This window comes from Candidatus Pseudomonas auctus (assembly GCF_048654275.1).
Classification (GTDB): domain Bacteria; phylum Pseudomonadota; class Gammaproteobacteria; order Pseudomonadales; family Pseudomonadaceae; genus Aquipseudomonas; species Aquipseudomonas pharyngis.
Genome location: NZ_JBJYZK010000009.1, coordinates 1 through 20,082, shown reverse-complemented (window position 1 = coordinate 20,082; position 20,082 = coordinate 1). Strand labels below are relative to the sequence as shown.

General features: G+C 59.8%; 16 protein-coding genes. 7 read left to right on the top strand and 9 right to left on the bottom strand.

From position 1 onward, the window contains the following. Positions 1–22 precede the first annotated feature (22 nt). The 3 genes from rarD to ACKUG4_RS17530 all read right to left on the bottom strand — a co-directional run bounded on the left by rarD (position 23) and on the right by ACKUG4_RS17530 (position 4,311). Positions 23–904, bottom strand: coding sequence for an EamA family transporter RarD (rarD, locus tag ACKUG4_RS17540; RefSeq protein WP_445434492.1), 882 nt, complete (start codon positions 902–904; stop codon positions 23–25). Positions 905–1,072: 168 nt separating this feature from the next. Next, positions 1,073–3,283 carry an acyltransferase family protein gene (locus ACKUG4_RS17535; protein ID WP_445434491.1) on the bottom strand — a complete coding sequence of 737 codons (2,211 nt, stop codon included), beginning with the start codon at positions 3,281–3,283 and terminating at the stop codon, positions 1,073–1,075. Positions 3,284–3,297: 14 nt separating this feature from the next. Continuing rightward, entirely contained in the window at positions 3,298–4,311 is a 1,014-nt protein-coding gene (locus ACKUG4_RS17530) for an aldo/keto reductase (protein ID WP_445434490.1), read from the bottom strand. Positions 4,312–4,564: 253 nt separating this feature from the next. Here ACKUG4_RS17530 and ACKUG4_RS17525 point away from each other — a divergent pair, with 253 nt between their 5' ends. Continuing rightward, on the top strand, positions 4,565–6,523 hold the full coding sequence (locus ACKUG4_RS17525; RefSeq protein ID WP_445434489.1) for an Ig-like domain-containing protein: 1,959 nt from the start codon (positions 4,565–4,567) through the stop codon (positions 6,521–6,523). Positions 6,524–6,579: 56 nt separating this feature from the next. Here ACKUG4_RS17525 and ACKUG4_RS17520 read toward each other — a convergent pair whose 3' ends face one another. Next, positions 6,580–7,479 carry a LysR family transcriptional regulator gene (locus tag ACKUG4_RS17520; protein WP_445434488.1) on the bottom strand — a complete coding sequence of 300 codons (900 nt, stop codon included), beginning with the start codon at positions 7,477–7,479 and terminating at the stop codon, positions 6,580–6,582. A gap of 97 nt (positions 7,480–7,576) precedes the next feature. Here ACKUG4_RS17520 and ACKUG4_RS17515 point away from each other — a divergent pair, with 97 nt between their 5' ends. Next, entirely contained in the window at positions 7,577–7,942 is a 366-nt protein-coding gene (locus tag ACKUG4_RS17515) for a VOC family protein (RefSeq protein ID WP_064596911.1), read from the top strand. A gap of 357 nt (positions 7,943–8,299) precedes the next feature. After that, positions 8,300–8,671 carry a DUF6124 family protein gene (locus ACKUG4_RS17510; RefSeq protein WP_064596909.1) on the top strand — a complete coding sequence of 124 codons (372 nt, stop codon included), beginning with the start codon at positions 8,300–8,302 and terminating at the stop codon, positions 8,669–8,671. Positions 8,672–8,727: 56 nt separating this feature from the next. Here ACKUG4_RS17510 and ACKUG4_RS17505 read toward each other — a convergent pair whose 3' ends face one another. After that, positions 8,728–10,038: an MFS transporter gene (locus tag ACKUG4_RS17505; RefSeq protein ID WP_064596907.1), complete on the bottom strand. Its 1,311-nt coding sequence runs from the start codon at positions 10,036–10,038 to the stop codon at positions 8,728–8,730. Between the two features lie 171 nt (positions 10,039–10,209). Between ACKUG4_RS17505 and ACKUG4_RS17500 the strand changes: the two genes are divergently transcribed. The 4 genes from ACKUG4_RS17500 to ACKUG4_RS17485 all read left to right on the top strand — a co-directional run bounded on the left by ACKUG4_RS17500 (position 10,210) and on the right by ACKUG4_RS17485 (position 15,642). Then, positions 10,210–11,334, top strand: coding sequence for a sugar diacid recognition domain-containing protein (locus ACKUG4_RS17500; RefSeq protein WP_064596905.1), 1,125 nt, complete (start codon positions 10,210–10,212; stop codon positions 11,332–11,334). Between the two features lie 91 nt (positions 11,335–11,425). Further along, positions 11,426–12,565 (top strand): glycerate kinase, encoded by a 1,140-nt coding sequence (locus tag ACKUG4_RS17495; RefSeq protein WP_064596903.1) that lies wholly within the window; start codon positions 11,426–11,428, stop codon positions 12,563–12,565. A gap of 222 nt (positions 12,566–12,787) precedes the next feature. Next, positions 12,788–14,413: a methyl-accepting chemotaxis protein gene (locus ACKUG4_RS17490; protein WP_445434487.1), complete on the top strand. Its 1,626-nt coding sequence runs from the start codon at positions 12,788–12,790 to the stop codon at positions 14,411–14,413. A 41-nt stretch (positions 14,414–14,454) separates the two neighbouring features. Beyond that, positions 14,455–15,642, top strand: a complete 1,188-nt coding sequence (locus ACKUG4_RS17485) for a pyridoxal phosphate-dependent aminotransferase (protein WP_445434486.1) — start codon at positions 14,455–14,457, stop codon at positions 15,640–15,642. 124 nt (positions 15,643–15,766) lie between these two features. Here ACKUG4_RS17485 and ACKUG4_RS17480 read toward each other — a convergent pair whose 3' ends face one another. From ACKUG4_RS17480 to ACKUG4_RS17465, 4 genes are all read right to left on the bottom strand, one after another. Continuing rightward, entirely contained in the window at positions 15,767–16,744 is a 978-nt protein-coding gene (locus tag ACKUG4_RS17480; protein WP_445434485.1) for a 2-hydroxyacid dehydrogenase, read from the bottom strand. A 21-nt stretch (positions 16,745–16,765) separates the two neighbouring features. Continuing rightward, positions 16,766–18,064, bottom strand: coding sequence for an MFS transporter (locus ACKUG4_RS17475; protein WP_192561175.1), 1,299 nt, complete (start codon positions 18,062–18,064; stop codon positions 16,766–16,768). A 66-nt stretch (positions 18,065–18,130) separates the two neighbouring features. Further along, entirely contained in the window at positions 18,131–19,150 is a 1,020-nt protein-coding gene (locus tag ACKUG4_RS17470) for a sugar kinase (protein ID WP_445434484.1), read from the bottom strand. After that, positions 19,143–19,925, bottom strand: coding sequence for a sugar phosphate isomerase/epimerase family protein (locus tag ACKUG4_RS17465; protein WP_445434585.1), 783 nt, complete (start codon positions 19,923–19,925; stop codon positions 19,143–19,145). Before ACKUG4_RS17465 ends, ACKUG4_RS17470 begins: the two co-directional genes overlap by 8 nt. Positions 19,926–20,082 lie beyond the last annotated feature (157 nt).

Sequence of the window (20,082 nt, the reverse complement as noted above, 5' to 3'; positions counted from 1 at the left end):
GCCGGGCTTTTTATTGCGCGTCTTACGGGCGCCGTTGGCGCATCAGATGCTTGAACCCTTCAAACACCAGCACCACCACCGCGAGCCAGATCGGGATGTAGGTCAGCCATTCACCGGGCTTGATGCTTTCGCCCAGCAGCAGCGCAACACCGAGCAGCAACACCGGCTCAACGTAACTCAACAAACCAAACAGGCTGAACGGCAGCAAGCGGCTGGCGATGATGTAGACCACCAGCGCCGAGGCACTGATCAGGCCGAGCAGCGGTATCAGCCACGTCAGCGCCGGGTACTGATCGAACACGCCGAAACCCTGTTCGCCGCCGCGCACAAACCAGTACGCCACCGGCAGCATCAGGGTCATGTCGACCCACAAACCGCCGAGGTTGTCCGACTTCAGGTATTTGCGCAGCACAAAGTACAGCGGGTAACCGACGACCACGACCAGCGTCGCCCAGGAAAACCCGCCGACCTGATACAACTCGTTCAACACGCCGAGGCTGGCAAAGAACACCGCGACTTTTTGCAGGTACGACAGGCTTTCGCCATAAGCGATGCGCCCGGTCAGCACCATGGCCAGCGGCAACAGGAAGTAGCCCAGCGAAACATCGAGGCTGTAGCCATTGAGCGGCGCCCACATGAACAGCCACAACTGCACGCCCAGCAGCGCTGACGAAATAATAAGGCCGCCAATCAACTTCGGCAGCGCAGGAACCCGGCGCAGCAGCTCCAGCACTCGCCGCCATTCGCCGGAAACCAGCATGAACACGGTCATGCAGGGCACGGTCAGCAGCATCCGCCAACCGAAGATTTCCACGCCGCTCAACGGAGTGAGCAGCGAGGTGTAGTAATACATGACGGCAAACAGCGTCGAGGCTGTTACCGAGAGAGCGATACCTTTAGACAAACTGTCCTCGCGGGGGTGATGGTCAAACGGGGAGCGAAGGATACGTGGTTTTTGTGCTGAATATTGGGCAGATGCTCAATATTTGCCACACATCAAACAGCCTGTAGACCTTCGCCTGCTCGCGAAGCGTTCAGCCTTGCTGCGGAGCCCGTCCGGAGGCACGAATCATCACTGCGCAACTTGCAAGGGATTGCCAAAGTTCATGAGGTACATCTCGCCAAACTTGTAAGAGGCGTAATCGGTGATGTGCCCTATGTCACGATAGACCGGAAAACCGTCGACCGTGTTCATGCACGCATCACCTGTGCATTGCACGGTTTTCGGGTCAATGACAATTAATCCGGGGTACTCAGTCTTCAGGTCATTAAAGAGTGTTTCCAGCGCTGGTTCTTTGCTGCCGGACCATGGCGTAGTAGCGCAGAGGTTGCCTTGCTCGACACTGCCCATCAACCCACGCAACTTGACCTGGCGCAACAGGCACGCGTTGATCCCAGGTGGCATGGGCAGCGTGTTCTCCAGAAACACCGGGATAGCGCCTGATGCGACGATAATATCCAGGGCTTGCCGGATTGCTACGCCAAAGCGTTGTCGAGACAGTTCCAGGCTGTGAGGATCATCGCGTTTAGTGACGATGTCACCGTTCAGATAAGCCTCCCAGAACTGGCCCACAATCACATACTTGAAGTGCTTGTTCGCAATCATCTCGTAATAGCGTTGAGCGGCGTCGTGGCATTTTTGAAACAACGCGTTCTTGTATTTTTTCGCGTCGTACTGGTAGATCCCGGGCAAGGCCAGGCACGCCGGGTAAGCCTGTGCGAGTACAGCAAGATTGGCGTCCCTGGCCAGCGTTTCAACGAAACCCCAGTAGTGATTCGAAAACGAATCGCCCATCAGAAATATTTGTGGCGCCGCGTGATCGGCGCCCGATATGCAGCCAGGATCGGCACCATCGCTGACACCAAGACATCCTTCCCGAGCAACTGGCACGGATGCTTTCAAATCGTTGAGCATGTTGCTGTAGCCCTGATTGAAGCGGCCCGGCCAGCCTTCGTGCCTGACACTGGCCGAGTGCAGCAGCGACAGGCTGATAGCGGGCAAAATCATCAGTACCACGAGCGTTTTGGCAAAACCGAATCGTGCCTTGCGGAACTTGTTTTCAATCAGCACATAAGAGAGCCAGGCCGTGACGAAAGTGCAAACGAAGTAAATGATTGTCATCGACGGGGTTAGCGCGATTCCCATGTAATTCATCACCGCCAGGATCGGCCAGTGCCATAGATACAAGGAGTACGAGAGCGTGCCGATAAACACCAAGGGTCTGAACGCGAGCAGCTTGGCGAAAATGCTTGCATCACCAATCCCCTGATACAGCAACGCTGCAGTGGCGAGACACACGGCAATGGCATGGTATTGCGGGAATCCCGGCAAGATATCGTCCCGGGTGGCGCAATAGATGATCGTGACCAGCGAAAGTGCACAGACCACAGAGGCGCTCAGGCGATTGAGCCGGAACTTGCCCGTACTGAAGATGACCGCACAAGAGCCGATCATCAATTCGAAAATCCGCGCAGCGAAGAAGTAGTAGTTTTTCTCAGGAGTGGCGTAAGACAGGTACAGCGCGAGTACCATTGCTGCCACGGTCAGGCCGAGCACCGCCGCTTTGAAAATAACGTTCGGCAGATAGCGGTTGAGCAGCCAGATGCCCAGGGGGAGTATCAGATACCACTGCCATTCGATGGCCAGAGACCAGGTGTGCAACAGCGGCAGGCTTGCTGCATCCGGTGTGGCGTAACCCGTGGTCACTTTGGAAAAGTACTGGTTGGAGATGATTAACGAGGTGTACTTTTCGCTTTTTAAAAAATCGACGTAATCATCGGGCAAGTACAGCAGCGTCGTGAGCATCAATGTGACGATCAATAAAGCAATAACGGCCGGTTGCAGTCGCCAGATCCGGCGCGTGTAGAACCCGGAGAAAGTGAACGTACCGTTGTGCAGCGACTTCATGATGATAGCGGTGGTCAAATAACCCGAAATCACGAAGAAGATATCGACGCCGATGAAACCGGACGGGAAAAGCGCCAGTCCGCCGTGGAAGATCAACACCAGTAGAACAGCGATGGCGCGAAGTCCGTCAATGTCGGCCCGGTACGCGAGGGAAGGGCGGCGATCGCCGAAAGTTGCGGGCTCTATAGCGCAAGTGAGGGGGCGCAGATCTTTATCGCCCGTTAATTTGAACAGCAGCCCGCGCAGTGGCTTTCTGAAGAGCTCGGCGGAGCGATTGAACATGTGCTGATCCCTGGCAAATTCCGAACGATCAATCAGCTTCCGTTTGATCGCGCTTGATTCGATAAAAAACAGCCGATTGTATCGGCTGTTCAAGGTTTAGGAAAATCCTACGCCTGATGGGGTTTGCGGCCTGAAACAAAATGGCTCACATCATTAAACCCCGGCGTAGACGCATGCCCCGGCGTCACCAGCGAGTCGATAAACGCCTCATCCTGCGCTGTAATCTTCACCGACTGCGCTTTGGTGTACGCATCCCACTGCTCTTCAGTGCGCGGCCCGACGATCGCCGACGTCACCGCACCGTTGTTCAGCACCCAGGCAATCGCAAACTCGACGATCCCGACCCCACGCTCCTGGGTGTATTGCTGAATCTGCTGGGCAATGCGCAACGATTCCACCCGCCATTCGGTTTCCAGAATCCGTTTGTCCTGGCGTCCGGCACGGCTGTTGGCATCCGGAGTCACGTCCGGCGCGTACTTGCCGCTGAGCACGCCACGGGCCAGCGGGCTGTAAGGCACCACGCCGAGGCCGTAGCTCTGGGCGGCGGTAATCTGCTCGGTTTCGGCCTGGCGGTTGACGATGTTGTACAGCGGCTGGCTGATCACCGGGCGATCGACTCCCAATTTGTCCGCCACTCGAATCACCTCGGCAATCCGCCAGCCGCGATAGTTCGACAGGCCCCAATAACGGATCTTGCCCTGGCGAATCAGATCGCCTATGGCCGAGATCGTCACTTCCAGCGGGGTGTTGTGGTCCTCGCGATGCAGGTAATAGATGTCGAGGTAGTCGGTGCCGAGCCGGGTCAGGCTGGCCTCCAGACCATTGAAAATGTGCTTGCGGCTCAGACCGCTGCGGTTCGGCACGCCGTCCACCGGGCCGAAACCGACCTTGGTCGCCAGCACCCATTCATGACGATGACGGGCAATGGCCTCGCCGACGATCTCTTCCGAGCGGCCATTGGTGTAGACGTCAGCCGTGTCGATGAAATTGATGCCCTGATCCCAGGCCTTGTCGATGATGCGCAGCGAATCCTCTGCGCTGGTCTGCTCGCCGAACATCATCGTGCCGAGAGTGAGGGTGGACACCTGCAACCCCGAGTGACCCAGTGTGCGATAGCTCATGCCGAAATCCTTTTGTCGGTGGGAAAGCTTCCATCAAATACCAGAAACCTTGCTGGGGGCAATCCGATTTATCGCAGGCTACGGAAGTCCGATCGAAGTAAACGCTCGATCCACAGATATAAAACGACAACAGACAACCACTTGTCGCCACTGTCAGATCTGACAGTAGCGAACGGACTTCAGGATCAGATCTTATTTCATCTGAGACCGGAGAGTATCCGGGTGAAATTTCCGATGACTCAGGAGCGTTGCCATGAACACTGAAACACTGGAACAACCAGATAGCGATAACGCTGTGCTTGCGTTGTATCCACCCGATCTGGTCGACAGCAACAAGTCGGTCGTGGGGGCAGATTGTGGCATTGCCATCAATTACTACGACCTGACCCCTATGGGGGCGAAAGTCAGGGTCGATCCTTATGTCGATCAAGCTCCGGGAGACACTGTCTCTCTGAATTTGAATGGCGAACTGAATATCGCCAACACTCAAACTCAGTCCACGGATGATGCAGTCATTCTGTACATCCCGAAAAACAAGCTGTTATCCGGTGCAGATATCATCAATGAGCTGACTTACACCGTGACCAGACGCAGCCAGAACCAAGGCACCTCCGAACCTCCGCTGCGAGTCCTTTATTACGGCATTCGACCCGGCAAGGAGAATCGCATTCCCGGTGGGCCAGGCCATTCTGAGCTCAAACTGATCTTGCCGCAGGATGTGCTGGACTACGGAATCGATGCGGATCGCGCCGAGCAGGGTGTACACGTTAGTTTCGAATACCCCTATTGTGGGGCGTTCAACACAATTCGCCTGAACTGCAACGGCCATGACGTATTCCGCGAGGTTACCGCAGATGAGGCACCCTTGACGCCGACAGCCGTACCGACACGAATTTGCCTTACATTGACAAAAGCTGATCTGGAACAGGTCAAAGACCATCCGCAGGCTGTTTTCAACTTCACGGTTAATGACCAAGTCGGCAATGGAGCTGACCCGGATTCCCCTTGGTCGGCATCCCTGTTGGTGACTGTTGATATGCAGGGCGCGCGTTTGACTGCACCTGATATCACTGAAGACCCGGATGATCCCAATGATGCTCCGGACACCATCGACCTGAACAAGCTCGGCACCAACGACCTGACCATCCAGGTACACGTACTGAGCCCGCCATGGACGGCGAATGACGTCATTCGCGTGAAGTACGTGGCAACACCGAACTCCGGCGGTACGCCGGTGGAGCACAGTGTTGAAGCTCCCGTGGCGCGCATCCCGTTCGTGCAGAAATTGCTGATTCCCAACACCAAGGTCATTGTCGACAGCGTGGTCAGGGTCAGTTACGAGCAAGTCAGGGGCGGGGCGGTCATTGCGCGCTCTCGAGTGGCGATGGCGCGGGTCATTCTGGCGCCGGTCATTACCGCAGCCAAAGACCTGGCCGGCGTTGTGTTGGAAAACGGCGGTTCCGTTTCCCACAACAAGATAATCCTTGAAGGGTCGGCACTTGCGGGCGCGGTATTGGAAATTCTTGATGGTGCGGTGGTTGTCGGGGAGGTCCGTACGGGCGCTGATTACAAATGGAAAAGCACGGCGATATCGATTGCTGTTGGGCGGCATGTTTTTACTGCCCGGGAAAAGGCAGGGAATCAGTTGGTTTCGGAACCTTGGGCGATTGAGCGGTTGGCGTTCAGCATGGATAGGACGCAACTAAGGCTTGCGGGACTGTCGATCAGAGTTCCACAGTGGATAAAGACCGGCCAGGACTCAATTGGCAATATCGGCGTTCGGGTTCCAACCGGAGGGGTTAAGCCGTATGACTATGCATCGTCTGATCCGACGACCGTTTCGGTGACGGAGCAAGGGAAAGTCAGCGGATTGAAGAATGGCGTGGCAACCATCTATGTCACTGATCAGGAGGGGACTACCCTGACTTATCTGGCAGTTGTCACCAACGTCTGGAAACTGCAGATCAGTGATCAGTTATATACCTTTCTGAACGCTGAAAAATGGATGCATACGCTGGGAGGGCGTCACACCTACGACGGTGCAATCATGCAGGACCTCCTGCGAGTTTATGTAGTCCCGCCTCGTGAGATCAATGTATGGACGTGTGGGACTTTCGGGCATTGGGGAGGGTACATCGCACCTAGTAATAGATTTAATAGCACTACACATTCAACTGCCCAGTGGACTTCCTGGTGCTTGACCGCTACCTGATTGAAGCGTCGTTTTCCATGGCCGGTGTGACGCTCGCCATGGGAATAACTGCGAGTTCATAGATTGAATGACAGGCAACGCTCGCGCAAAAATGCCTGCAACACCTTCACCCGCTCCGAGACCTGCACCCGGTGCGGGCACAGCAGATTGAATGGCACGCTCTCGCCGTGCCAATCATCGAACAGGGTCACCAGCCGCCCGGCGCGCACGTCTTCGGCCACGTCGAGCCAGGCCTTGTAAGCGATGCCGTGCCCGGCGAGTGCCCAGCGGCGGGCGACTTCGCCGTCGTCGCTGAGGTAGTCGCCGCGTACTTCGACCTCGATGGTTTCGTCGTCGCGATGGAAACGCCAGGTGTTGTAAGGACGGCCGTTGCGCAGGTAGAGCAGGGCGCTGTGCTCGCTCAATTCGGCAGGATTTTGCGGTGTACCGTGGCGCTTCAGATAGGCAGGACTGGCGCAGGCGACACGACGATGCTCAGGCAGGATCGGCAACGCCACCAGCGTCGAATCACTCGGCACGCCAAAGCGCAGCGCCACATCCACCGTTTCGCGAAACAGATCCGCATGCCGGTCGTTGAGCAGCAATTGCAGTTGAATGTGCGGGTGCTCGCGCTTGAAATCATCCAGCCACGGCAGCAACACATTGCGCCCGAAATCCGACGGCGCTGCCAGTTGCAGCACGCCGCTCAGGCCTTCGGTCTGCTGCTTCAGGGCCTGCTCGCCCTCGGCCAGTGTCGCCAATGCAAGACGCACGCTTTCCAGATAGCGCCGGCCTTCTTCGGTCAGGCGCATGCTGCGGGTCGAGCGGGCGAAGAGGCGGATGCGGAGGCGGGTTTCCAGGCGTTTCAACGCGATGCTGGCGGCGGCCGGCGTCAGCTCAAGCGCCCGGGCGGCGGCGGAAATGCTGCCGGAGTCGGCGGTGCGGACGAAGATTTCCAGATCGAGGATTGAGCTCATTAGTAAAAATCCGTTGAAGATCCTTGGCGTTTTGCGGGATTTTTCCGGGATTGGCAAGCACAGATACTGGAATCCTGAATAACCGCAGGAGACAGACATGACGTGGACATTCGATCATCTCGCCTTCAACACCGCTGATGGGCAGACGCTGCAGGACGCTTTCGGCAGGTTATTGGGATTGACGCCGGGGCGTCGGCCGCCGTTTCCGTTTCCCGGGCGGTGGTTGTATCAGGATGAGCAGGCGTTGGTGCATGTGATTGAGCAGCCTGCGCCGGGCGAGACTGCTTTGAGTCATATTGCGTTTCGTACCGATGAAGATGCAGCGGTGATTTTGAAGCGGGTGCAAGGCAGTGGGTTGCCGTATCAGGTGGCGCAGGTGCCGGAGGGTGGGGGCTGGCAGATTTTTGTGCAGATGCCGGGCGGGTTGGTGCTGGAACTGGATGCGAAAACGGGGATCTTGTGAGCGTTTAATCGTGGCGTTTAAAGGACACGTCCAGACACGCACCGCAGGCTACACAACCTTGCGCCGTTGCCTACGACTAAGCCAGAATCCGCCGGCTTGTGCGCTTAGGGGCCGGGTTTTATCGTTGTCCCGTCGCTGAAAAACAGCGATGGGGTTTGGTAGCCCGGTTCTGACTTGTTGCGCAACTCACCGTATTCGGACGCTTATCCGTCCGTGTTTTTATGGTGGCCATGCGCGGGGCGCTTTCGGGCGCGCCGGTTCTCCAAGTCACCGGTCTACCAACCCGTGTATGGCCACCACCTCTTCGTTTGGTAGCGAAGTTTGATGGCTCCACTTTTCTGATTTGGAGATTCAAACGTGATCAAACCAACACCCAACCCACCCGAAGCCGATTCAACGTCCCCCTACGAAACCCTCGATTCGAAGAAATTCCACGAAGCCGCCGAACGCGCCCTCGATCACTACCTCAATCCGCTGCTTCCCAGAAAACCGCTGCTCAAACCCAACGCCCGCTACCTCATCGCCCCCGGCATCGACGGCGAAGAACTGCTGGCCGATGCCTGCGAGACGCTGACCTCTGCCAAAGTCATGGCGACCGACTTCGCCGGACTGGTGGACGGCTCGCAGAGGCATGTGCTGCTGGGCATTGCGCAACTGATCATGCTGAGTGAACTGGCGGTGAACCGGGCGCTGGATAATCTGGAACTCAAGACTGAAGCACCGCTGTAGCTAGATCCAAAAGAAAAACGGCCCGAAAAGGGCCGTTTCTGTATTTCGACTAAGGCTTAAGCCCGCAACGTCCGCGTCATCCGCAATGCCAGCAAACTCCCGCCAACAATCACACCCGCCAGCAGGTACAACGCCGCATCCGTCGACCCGGTGCTGTCTTTGACCCAACCCACAAGGTAAGGGCTCAAGAACCCCGCCATCTGCCCCATGGAGTTGATCAACGCCAACCCACCCGCCGCAGCACCCGCGCTCAGCATGGCCGTCGGCACCGGCCAGAACATCGGCAACCCAGTCAACGCACCCATAGTCGCAATGGTCAGACCGAGAATCGCAATCGCCGGATTCGCCGCGAAGTTCACCGCGATCAGCAGGCCGACAGCGCCCATCAACATCGGCACCACCAAGTGCCAGCGGCGTTCTTTACGCAAGTCCGCCGAACGCCCGACCACCAGCATGAATACCGCCGCCAGCAGATACGGAATCGCACTCAACCAGCCGATCACCAGGTTGTCGCTGAAGCCGAGGTTCTTGATGATCGACGGCAACCAGAAGTTGATTGCGTACACGCCGCTCTGGATGCAGAAGTAGATCAGACCGAAAGCCCAGATCGCCGGGTTCTTGAACACGGCGATCAGCGAATCGGAGGTGGTTTTCGGCTTGTTCGCCAGGTCTTCTGCCTGATCCGCTTCCAGCACCGAGCGCTCATGCGGGGTCAGCCACTTGGCGTTGGCGAAGTTGTCGCTGAGCAGGAAATACGCCAGCGCGCCGAGGATTACAGTTGGAATGCCTTGCAGCAGGAACATCCACTGCCAACCGGCCAAACCGCCCTGGCCGGCGGCGAAGTGATTGAGGATCCAGCCGGAAAACGGGCTGCCGAGCAGGCCGGACACCGGGATCGCCGACATGAACAGCGCCATGATCCTGCCACGGCGGAAGGTCGGGAACCACTGCGAAAGGTAGAGCACAACGCCCGGGAAGAACCCGGCTTCGGCCGCGCCGGTGAACAGGCGCAGGGTGTAGAACTCGGTCGGCGTGGTGACGAACAGCAGGCAGGTCGACAGCGTGCCCCAGGTGATCATCATCAGCGCGATCCAGCGCCGTGGCCCGAATTTGGTCAGCGCCAGGTTGCTCGGCACGCCGCACAGCACGTAGCCGATGAAGAAGATACCGGCACCGAGGCCGTAGACGGTTTCGCTGAATTTCAGCGCGTCGAGCATCTGCAGTTTGGCGAATCCAACGTTGACCCGGTCGAGGTAGTTGAACAGGTAGCAGATGAAGATGAAGGGGATCAAACGCAGGGTGATGCGTTTGTAGACGGCATTTTTATCGTCAACGATGGTCTGGGCGGCAGCGGCGCTCTGCGACATGGCGGCTCTCTCTTTATTATGATTTTTTGCGATGCAAAGGGTAACGTTGATCGCCCTGAGAGTCTCGGCCACCTTTGGCCGGATTGTCTTTGTGCCTGAGCACAGGGTTTGCCGCCAGACCCTGTGCGGGTGAACAACCGTCCGCGCCTGTTTTCAAGGATTCCAGCCCCTATGTTCGAACTCGATCACGACCTCGCCCAGGACATCGTCGACCGGGCCATGGCCATTTTGCCGTACAACGTCAACGTCATGGACAGCCAGGGGCTGATCCTCGGCAGTGGCGAGCCGGAGCGCATCAACACCCGCCACGAAGGCGCGCAACTGGTGCTGGCCAACGGGCGGGTGGTGGAGATAGACGCGCAGACCGCCGTGCATTTGAAAGGCGTGCAACCGGGGATCAACCTGCCGCTATTGCTCGATCAGCGTTTGATCGGTGTGCTCGGTATCACCGGCGAGCCGGAGCAATTGCGCACTTACGCCGAGCTGGTGCGCATGACGGCTGAAATGCTGGTCGGCCAGCGCAACCAGCAATCCGAACAGCAATGGCGGCGGCAGCGTTGCGATGATTTGCTGGCACTGCTGTTGAGTGAAGCAGGGGATTCGCCGCGTTTGGTGGATGAAGCCCAGCAGCTAGGGCTCAAACCGCAACTGACGCGGGTGCCGTATCTGTTCGAGTTGGGGCTGGAGCACGGGCCGGGGCAAACCGTCGAGGCGCTGAGTGCCTGGCTGGTGTCGCGCTATCCCGACAGTTGGTGCGTGAGCTCGGCCAAGTCGTCACTGTTGTGGTGCCGGCCGGCGAGTCAGAACGTCGAGCATGATCGCCTGCTGGAAAAACTCGATGGTCTGGGCTGGAACATTCTGCGTATCGCGGTTGGCGGGCAGGCCGACGGGCTGGCCGGGTTGCGCCGTTGCTATCGGCGGGTCGGCGATCTGCTCGCCTATGGTCGCGAAGTGCTGCCGCGTTCACGGCTCCTGACTCTCAATCGCTACCGCTTGCCGGTGATGCTCTGGCGCCATCGCAACGACGATGCGCTGGATGAACTGCTCAAACCGTTGCGCAAAGTGATCGCCAAGGACAGCAACGGCCAGTTGCTCGCGACCCTGCGCAGTTGGTGCGATCACGACGGGCAGAGCCAGGCTTGCGCCGATGCCTTGGGTATCCACCGCAACAGCCTGCGTTACCGGATGGAGCGGATTGCCGAGTTGAGCGGGGTCGATCCGTTGAAGCTCGACGGGATGCTGGCGTTGTATCTGGGTGTGCAATTGCTGCCGCAGACCGACGATTTGTCGAAATGAACAATAAACGCCTGCACGACTTGTGCAGCGGACAGGCGTCAACGCGCAAGGCGACTGGCAGCATGAGGGGCATTGGAACTGGAGAATTCGCATGAAAATCGTCATCGCCCCCGATTCGTTCAAGGACAGCCTGAGTGCCCAAGGCGTTGCAGAGGCCATTGCGCTGGGCCTGGCGCAGGTCTGGCCACAGGCGACGCTGGTCAAGTGCCCGATGGCCGACGGTGGCGAAGGCACGGTGGAGTCGATTCTCGCCGCGTGCGAAGGCGAACTGCGCCGCACTCGCGTACGTGGCCCGTTGGGTGCGGCAGTTGAAGCTGCGTGGGGCTGGTTGCCACACAACCACACCGCAATCATCGAAATGGCCGAGGCCAGCGGCTTGCAACTGGTGCCGCCGGGGCAGCGTGACGCGTGCATCAGCAGCACCTTCGGCACCGGTGAGCTGATCCGCGCCGCGCTGGATGCCGGCGCGCAGCGAGTCATTCTGGCCATCGGCGGCAGTGCCACCAACGACGGTGGCGCCGGCGCCATGCAAGCGTTGGGCGTGAAACTGCTGGATGCTCAAGGGCAATCGCTGGTGCCGGGAGGTTTGGCGTTGGCGCAACTTGCGCGTCTGGACCTGAGCGAGCTCGACCCGCGTCTGACGCAAGTGCGTTTCGACATCGCCGCCGATGTCAACAATCCGCTGTGCGGCCCCCACGGCGCGTCGGCGATTTTCGGCCCGCAGAAGGGTGCATCCCCGGCGCAAGTGCAACAACTGGATCAGGCCCTCGGTCACTTCGCCGAACTCTGCGCGCAAGCGCTGGGCAAGGATGTACGGGATGAACCGGGCAGCGGTGCCGCAGGTGGATTGGGCTTTGCCGCCAAGGCGTTTCTCGGCGCACGGTTTCAGGCCGGTGTTGAAGTGGTCGCGGAACTGGTTGGCCTGGCCGACGCTGTGAAGGGCGCGGATCTGCTGATTACCGGCGAAGGGCGCTTCGATGCCCAGACCCTGCGCGGCAAAACCCCGTTTGGCGTGGCGCGGATCGCCAAGCAACACGGCGTCCCCGTGATCGTCATCGCCGGGACCCTCGGCGAGGGCTATCAAGCGCTCTACGATCACGGCATCGACGCTGCATTCGCGGTCACCAGCGGCCCGATGACCCTTGAACAGGCCTGCGCCGAAGCCCCGCGCCTGTTGCGTGAACGTGCAACAGATATTGCTCGCGTATGGCGTATTGCAACTCCGGCCTGACCTGTCAGTCATCATCTGAAACGACGGGTGTTTCAGCGCTGAAACACCCGCAGCGCCGTGAAAAATATTTCATCTTTCCCCGCAAACTTCCTCAAGCCTGGCCGATACAGAAATCAGGCGCACACGAAAATTTCCAGAACAGTGACGCCGGAACGAAGCCCGCCCACGGGCCCGTGATAACGGCATGGACGCTCGTAGTTTCAACTATCCGAGAGTCCTCCTATGTCCCTGCGTAATCTGAATATCGCGCCCCGTGCCTTCCTCGGTTTTGCCTTCATTGCCTTGTTGGTGATCGTGCTCGGCGTGTTCGCCGTCAATCGCATGTCGATCATCCGTCAGGCTTCCCTGGAGATGGACTCGACGCAGTTACCAAGCGTCACCCAACTCGCGGTGGTTACGGAGAACGTGTTGCGCCTGCGGATTCTCTCGTTCCGCATTCTGGTCAACCGCGAACCGGCCGGTTTGCAGGAAGCCCAGACCCGCATCGGTGTGCTGGTGGACAAGGTGCGCGCTGCCCAGGCCAGTTACGCGGTACTGCCGGCCGGCCCGGAGGAACGCGCGTTATATCAGGAGTTTTCGACGACTCTCGACAACTATGTGCAAGCGCAGAATCAGATGATGGAGCTGTCGCGCCAGGACAAACTCGACGAGATGCGCGCCTTGATCAACACGAAGATCAAGGACGGCACCGACAAGATGGGCGAACAACTCAACAAGCTGATCGCGATCAACGCCGCCGACGCGAAGACCGCTTCCACTCAGGCGGGTGAGTATTACAACAGTGCCATTACCGGCATCATCGCCGTGTCTGTAATTGCCGCGTTGTTGACCGTATTGCTGGCCTGGCTGCTGACCCGCAGCATCGTCACCCCGCTGAACCGCGCCGTCGCTGCCGCGCAAACTATCGCTGGCGGCAACCTGACCAAAGCCATCGAAATCGACGGCAAGGACGAGCCGGCGCGGCTGCTTGAAGCCCTGTCTGCCATGCAGGCCAACCTGCGCAAGACTATCGAACAGATCGCCGGCTCCGCCACGCAACTGGGCGCCGCCGCCGAAGAACTGAGCGCCGTGACCGAAGAAGCGTCCCGTGGCTTGCAACAGCAGAACGACGAAATCGAACAGGCCGCCACCGCCGTCAACGAAATGACCGCTGCGGTGGAAGAGGTGGCACGCAACGCAGTGTCGACCTCCGAAGCTTCGAACCAGTCGACCCACGCCGCCCGTGAAGGTCGCGATCAGGTGGTGAAAACCGTCGACGCGATCCAGACCATGACCCACGACGTGCAGAACACCGCGCAAATGATCGAAGGCCTGGCCGCTCAGGGCCGCGACATCGGCAAGGTGCTGGACGTGATCCGCGCCATCGCCGAACAGACCAACCTGCTGGCGCTCAACGCCGCCATCGAAGCGGCCCGTGCCGGTGAAGCCGGGCGCGGATTCGCGGTGGTAGCGGACGAAGTTCGTGCACTGGCCCATCGCACTGCGCAATCGACCCAGGAAATCGAAAAAATGGTCGCCGGCATCCAGAACGGAACCGGTGAAGCGGTCGAGTCGATGCAGCAAAGCAACCAGCGCACCCAGACCACCCTGGAAATGGCCCGCGCCGCCGGTGTTGCACTGGAGCAGATCACCCAATCGATTCACCAGATCAACGAGCGCAACCTGGTGATCGCCAGCGCCTCGGAAGAGCAGGCGCAGGTGTCCCGCGAGGTCGACCGCAATCTGGTCAACATCCGCGATCTGGCCACCCAGTCAGCGGCTGGCGCGAATCAAACCAGTGCCGCGACCCACGAACTGTCGCGTCTGGCGGTGGATTTGAATGCGATGGTGGCGCGCTTTGTGATTTGACCTAGGGTGAAGGCTGGAGACCGCGCAATCAGGAGACGTACATGCGCTATTCAGCCTTGACCCAACGAATCGCCGGGGAGGGAGCAGCGGCCTGGCGGATTCACGACCGAGCGCTGGAGCTGCGCGCCGAGGGCATTGATGTCTTGCTGCTGTCCGTGGGTGATCCGGATTTCGATACGCCGCTGCCGATCATCCACGGCGCCATCGACAGCCTGCTGGCGGGCGATACCCATTATTCCGACGTGCGCGGCCGGCTGGAGCTGCGCAAGCAGATCGCCGAGCGCCATCGACGCAACAGCGGCCAGAATGTGAATGCCGAGCATGTGATCGTACTGCCCGGCGCGCAATGCGCGGTGTATTCGGTGGCGCAATGTCTGCTGGATCCGGGCGATGAAGTGATCGTTGCCGAACCGATGTACGTGACCTACGAAGGCGTGTTCGGTGCCTGCGGCGCAACCGTGGTGCCTGTGCCGGTTCGTCCGGAGAATGGTTTTCGCGTCGATCCGGCGGATGTCGCGGCACTAATCACGCCCCGAACCCGCGCCATGCTGCTCAACAGCCCCAACAATCCTTCCGGCGCCAGTCTGTCGCTGTTGATCTGGCAGGAGCTGGCAGCGCTGTGCATTCGTCATGACTTGTGGTTGATCAGCGACGAGGTCTACAGCGAATTGTTATACGAAGGCGAGCACATCAGCCCGGCGAGCCTGCCGGGCATGGCCGAGCGCACGGCGACCATTAACAGCCTATCCAAATCCCATGCGATGACCGGGTGGCGGATCGGCTGGATGATCGGGCCGAAGCCGTTGGCCGAGCATCTGGTGAATCTGTCGCTGAGCATGCTGTTTGGTCTGCCGGACTTTGTGCAGAAAGCGGCGCAGATAGCGCTGGAGAAAGATCTGCCGGAAGTGACGCAGATGCGAGAGGAATACCGCTTGCGTCGGGATCTGGTGTGCGAGCGGTTGCGTGGGTGTCCGGGGTTGTACCCGATCAAGCCGGATGGCGGGATGTTTGTAATGGTCGACGTGCGCCAGACCGGGCTCGGCGCGCAGGACTTTGCCGAGCGGCTGCTGGAGGGGTATGGGGTTTCGGTGCTGGCGGGGGAAGCGTTCGGGCCCAGTGCGGCGGGGCATATTCGCATCGGGCTGGTGGTGGATAGAGTGAAACTGGCGGATGCGTGTTCGCGGATTGCCTTTTGTGCTGCGCAGCTTCTGCAAGTGCGCAGTGCCTGAAGGTTCTGTGTTGTCTTTACTGGCCCCTTCGCGAGCAGGCTCGCTCCCACAGGTATTGTGTACACCGCAGAACACTGTGGGAGCGAGCCTGCTCGCGAAAGGGCCGGTACAAGCGCTGAAAGCTTCAGCTCTGCCAAGCTGATGAGTTCACCAGATTCATCGGCTTCTTCCCAGCCAACGCCGCCAACAGATTCTCCACCGCACACCGGGCCATCGCCTCGCGCGTCTCATGGGTCGCCGAGCCCATGTGCGGCGTCGCCACCACGTTGTTCAGCTGCAACAACGGCGAGTCATGATTCAGCGGCTCACGCTCGAACACATCCAGCCCCGCCGCGCGAATCCGTTTATGCCGCAAGGTGTCGATCATCGCCGCTTCGTCCACCACCTTGCCCCGGGAAATATTGATGAAGATGCTCTCCGGGCGCATCAACGCAAACTGCTCGGCGCCAATCAAACCTTCAGTCTGCGCTGTCAGCGGCAAGGTCAGGCAGATGAAATCCGCCTGCTGCAACAGGTCCTCCAGGCTGCGGTACTGCGCATCGAAACGTTCTTCAACCGCCGGTTTGCGCGACTGGCTGTGATAGATCACCGGCATCCCGAAGCCGAAATGCCCCCGCTGCGCCAGCGCCTCACCGATCCGCCCCATACCGATGATGCCCAGCGTCTTGCCGTGCACATCGGTGCCGAAATGCGCCGGGCCGATGCTGCGATGCCAGTGACCGCCGCGCACCATGTTCGCCAGTTCCACCACGCGCCGGGCGCTGGCCAGGATCAGGGCGAAACCGGTGTCGGCAGTGGTTTCGGTGAGCACGTCCGGGGTGTTGGTCAGCAGGATTTTGCGCCGGGTCAGGTAGTCGATGTCGTAGTTGTCTACGCCCACCGACACACTGGAAATCGCCTCGAGCTTTGGCGCCAGATCGAGCAGTGCCGCGTCCAGTTTCAGGCTTGCGCCGAGCAAACCGTGAGCACCGGGCAAGGCGTCGCGCAGTTTCATCAGGCCATCGGCGTCGAGGCTGTCGATAAGCGTCACATTGACCTGTTCCTCAAGGCGCGCCATCAACGTCGGCGACAGTTTCTTGTACAGCACAACCTGCTTTTTCATCGCAGTCATCTCTCTATCAATTCAGGAATGGGCCGGCAGCGGACGCGGTGCGACACGCTTGGCCGTCACCCGGTCGCTCGCGCCGGGCTTGAGAAAAATCGTCAGCACCACCGAGAGCATCAGTGCGCCGCTCATCAGCAGGTACGAAGCGCCGGGCGAACCGGTGGAGCTGTTCAGGTAGCCGACCAGATACGAGCCGCCGAACGAACCGAGGGCGCCCATGCTGTTGATCAGCGCCATCGCACCGCCGGCGACATTGGCCGGCAGGATCTCGGGGACGATGGCGAAGAACGGCCCGTAAGGCGCGTACATGCAGGCGCCAGCGATCACCAGCAGCGTGTACGACCACCAGAAATGCTCCGCGCCCAAGGCGTAGGACCCGTAGAACGCCACCGAGGCAATCAGCAGCGGCGGCCAGACAAAGCGTTTGCGCTTTTGCAGTTTGTCCGAGCCCCACGACACCAGCAGCATGCCGATCACTGCCGCCAGATAAGGCAGGGCCGAGAGCCAGCCGGCCTCGATCATGTCCATCTGCGCGCCGGCCTTGAGGATCGACGGCAGCCACAACACGAAGCCGTAGACGCCAATGCTCCAGCAGAAAAATTGCAGCGCCAGAATGATCACCTTCGGCGAACGGAAGGCTTCGGCGTAGTTCTTCACCGCTTTGATCCCGACCTGTTCGGCCGCCAGGGCGCTTTCCAGATCGTGCTTCTCCTGGTCGTTGAGCCACTTGGCCTGGGCCGGACGATCATCGGCCAGCTTCCACCAGATAAAGGCCCAAAGGACTGCCGGCAGACCTTCGATGATGAACATCCAGCGCCAGCTGAAATGCTGCACCAGATAGCCCGACACCACCGACATCCACAGCATCGTCACCGGGTTGCCGAGGATCAGGAAGGTGTTGGCCCGCGAGCGTTCGGCGCGGGTGAACCAGTGGCAGAGATAGACCAGCATCGCCGGCATCACCGCCGCTTCGACCACGCCGAGCATGAAGCGGATGACGATCAGCCAATAGGCGTTGGAGACCACGCCGGTCAGCGTGGCGAGCCCACCCCAGAGGATCAGGCTGACGAAAATCAGCTTCTTCACGCTGTGCTTTTGCGCGTAGATCGCGCCGGGCACCTGGAAGAAAAAGTAACCGAGGAAGAACAGCGCGCCGAGCAGCGAGGACAGGCCCGGGGTGATCATCAGGTCGGCGGCCATCCCGGAGGCGGCGGCGAACCCGTAATTGGCCCGGTCCAGGTACGCCAGGCTGTAGGTGATGAACACGATCGGCATGATGTACCACCAGCGGCGGGTGGCGAGGGTTGCGGTTTTCATGGTCTTGCTCCTGAGCTTGTTGTTTTTGTCGCAGCAGGTTCAATTGATTGGTTGTTTGTACTGGCCCTATCGCGAGCAGGCTCGCTCCCACAAGGGGTCTGAGTTGGAACCCGATCCTGTGTGGGAGCGAGCCTGCTCGCGATTGGTGGCCTCGAATTCAGCAGACAGCTCGGATCGGGTCGGCAAACCTTCCATATCACCACGGCTCTGCACCGCTCGGCTGCCAATCCAGTTGGCGCGTCTGACCGCCTCGGGAAAACTCTGGTGCTCCAGCAGGGCGCTGATCATCCCGACCGCAAACCCATCCCCGGCGCCCACCGTATCGACCACGGTCTGGACCGGCACGCCGGCGACAAACCCCTGATCCAGATGGGTGCGGTAATACGCACCCTGCGGCCCGAGCTTGATCGCTACGGCTTCGGCACCTTGATCGAGATAAAACGCCGCGATATCCGCCGGGTCCTCAAACCCGGTCAGCAAGCGACCTTCGCTCAACCCCGGCAGCACCCAGTGGGCGAGGGCGGCGAGACGGTTGATCTCGCTGATCATCTCCCTTTCGCTGGCCCACAGGCTCGGGCGCAGGTTCGGGTCGAACGACACGCTGCGCCCGGCGTTGCGCATGCGGGTCATCAGTTCACGGGACATTTCCCGCGCCGAAGCCGACAGCGCCGGAGGAATACCGGTGGCGTGCAGGTGCCGGGCGCCCAGCAGCGTCGGGGTGATCGACTGCGGTGACAGATGGCTGGCTGCCGAGCCACGACGAAAGTACTCGACCGTCGGATCGCTGCCGTCATCGTTGCGGGATTTGAGCTGGAAACCGGTCGGGTGCGCGTTGTCGACTTCGACATGACTGCAATCCAGCCCCTCGCGGGCCAGGGTTTCGACGACAAATCGTCCCAGCGAATCAGCACCGACCCGGCTCAGCCACGCGACCCTGAAGCCCAGCCGCGACAAGCCGATGGCGACGTTGCTGTCCGCCCCGGCAATCCGTTTGTGAAACTGCTCGACCGCTGCCAGATCGCCGCTCTGTTCGGCGACAAACATGGCCATGGTTTCGCCGAACGACAGAATATCGATCTCAGACATGAGCAGGCTCCAGACGGGATTGGCCGAGGCGGGCGAGGGCGGCGACGTGTTCGGTGGTGAGTTGCACCAGGTCATCGCCCTGCAACGGGTATTCGGCAGCGCGCATGACCCCTTGGGCCATGTGCCGCAGCAGTTGTTCCCACAGATGCAGGTCGGTGGCGGCGGGCGGTACTGCCACCAGTTTGCCGTCGGCACGGCGAGCCACGGCTTTGCAATGCACGTAACCGACGTGGCGGCCAAGCAGTCGTGCAGCGCTGGTGGCGGACTGGTCTTGCCACTGCCAGTTGCCGATGTCGAAGGTCATCTTGATCGGCAGGTTGTGCTGCTCGACGGCGGCGAAGAAACGCTGGAACGGCTCGATGCGACCGCCGTGCAGGGTCTGGTCGTTCTCTACCAGCAGTTGCACAGGGCTCTGCGCAAGAATTTGCGCGAGGGTCTGCAAATCGTTGTTGTCGGTGAAGAAGCCCAGGGAAACCTTCAGCCACTTCGAACCGAACGCTTCGGCATTTTGTAGCGCCGTGATGAGCTCGGGATTGGGTCGCGACTGACCAGCCAGCCACAGTTCGGTGGGTGAGGAATAGATGCTCTGCAGGCCTTGAGCGTGTGTGGCGGCGGCGAGTAGATCGGGGACTTCGTTGGTCAGCAGTTCTTCGCGCCACTCAATGCGATTGGCCCCGGCAGCGGCCAGCACCTCGATGAACGAAGCCTGACCATTGCGGCGAACGAGGTCAGCGCCGTAGCTGGACAGGCTGATGGAAACGGCGGGTTTAGTCACTTGGGCAAAAGAGTCATGATCCGTGCATGACACATGGGTCGAGCCTTGGTTGGGGAAACTGCTGGAAACGGCGGGTTTAATCACTTGGGCAAAAGAGTCATGATCCGTGCATGACACATGGGTCGAGCCTTGGTTGGGGAAACTGCTGGAAACGGCG

What these genes read in the sequence shown, in the direction of transcription:
- ACKUG4_RS17530 (WP_445434490.1), bottom strand. Translation starts at nt 4,311, where the DNA reads ATGAGCTATCGCACACTGGGTCACTCGGGGTTGCAGGTGTCCACCCTC.
- ACKUG4_RS17525 (WP_445434489.1), top strand. Translation starts at nt 4,565, where the DNA reads ATGAACACTGAAACACTGGAACAACCAGATAGCGATAACGCTGTGCTT.
- ACKUG4_RS17520 (WP_445434488.1), bottom strand. Translation starts at nt 7,479, where the DNA reads ATGAGCTCAATCCTCGATCTGGAAATCTTCGTCCGCACCGCCGACTCC.
- ACKUG4_RS17515 (WP_064596911.1), top strand. Translation starts at nt 7,577, where the DNA reads ATGACGTGGACATTCGATCATCTCGCCTTCAACACCGCTGATGGGCAG.
- ACKUG4_RS17505 (WP_064596907.1), bottom strand. Translation starts at nt 10,038, where the DNA reads ATGTCGCAGAGCGCCGCTGCCGCCCAGACCATCGTTGACGATAAAAAT.
- ACKUG4_RS17500 (WP_064596905.1), top strand. Translation starts at nt 10,210, where the DNA reads ATGTTCGAACTCGATCACGACCTCGCCCAGGACATCGTCGACCGGGCC.
- ACKUG4_RS17495 (WP_064596903.1), top strand. Translation starts at nt 11,426, where the DNA reads ATGAAAATCGTCATCGCCCCCGATTCGTTCAAGGACAGCCTGAGTGCC.
- ACKUG4_RS17490 (WP_445434487.1), top strand. Translation starts at nt 12,788, where the DNA reads ATGTCCCTGCGTAATCTGAATATCGCGCCCCGTGCCTTCCTCGGTTTT.
- ACKUG4_RS17485 (WP_445434486.1), top strand. Translation starts at nt 14,455, where the DNA reads ATGCGCTATTCAGCCTTGACCCAACGAATCGCCGGGGAGGGAGCAGCG.
- ACKUG4_RS17480 (WP_445434485.1), bottom strand. Translation starts at nt 16,744, where the DNA reads ATGAAAAAGCAGGTTGTGCTGTACAAGAAACTGTCGCCGACGTTGATG.
- ACKUG4_RS17475 (WP_192561175.1), bottom strand. Translation starts at nt 18,064, where the DNA reads ATGAAAACCGCAACCCTCGCCACCCGCCGCTGGTGGTACATCATGCCG.
- ACKUG4_RS17470 (WP_445434484.1), bottom strand. Translation starts at nt 19,150, where the DNA reads ATGTCTGAGATCGATATTCTGTCGTTCGGCGAAACCATGGCCATGTTT.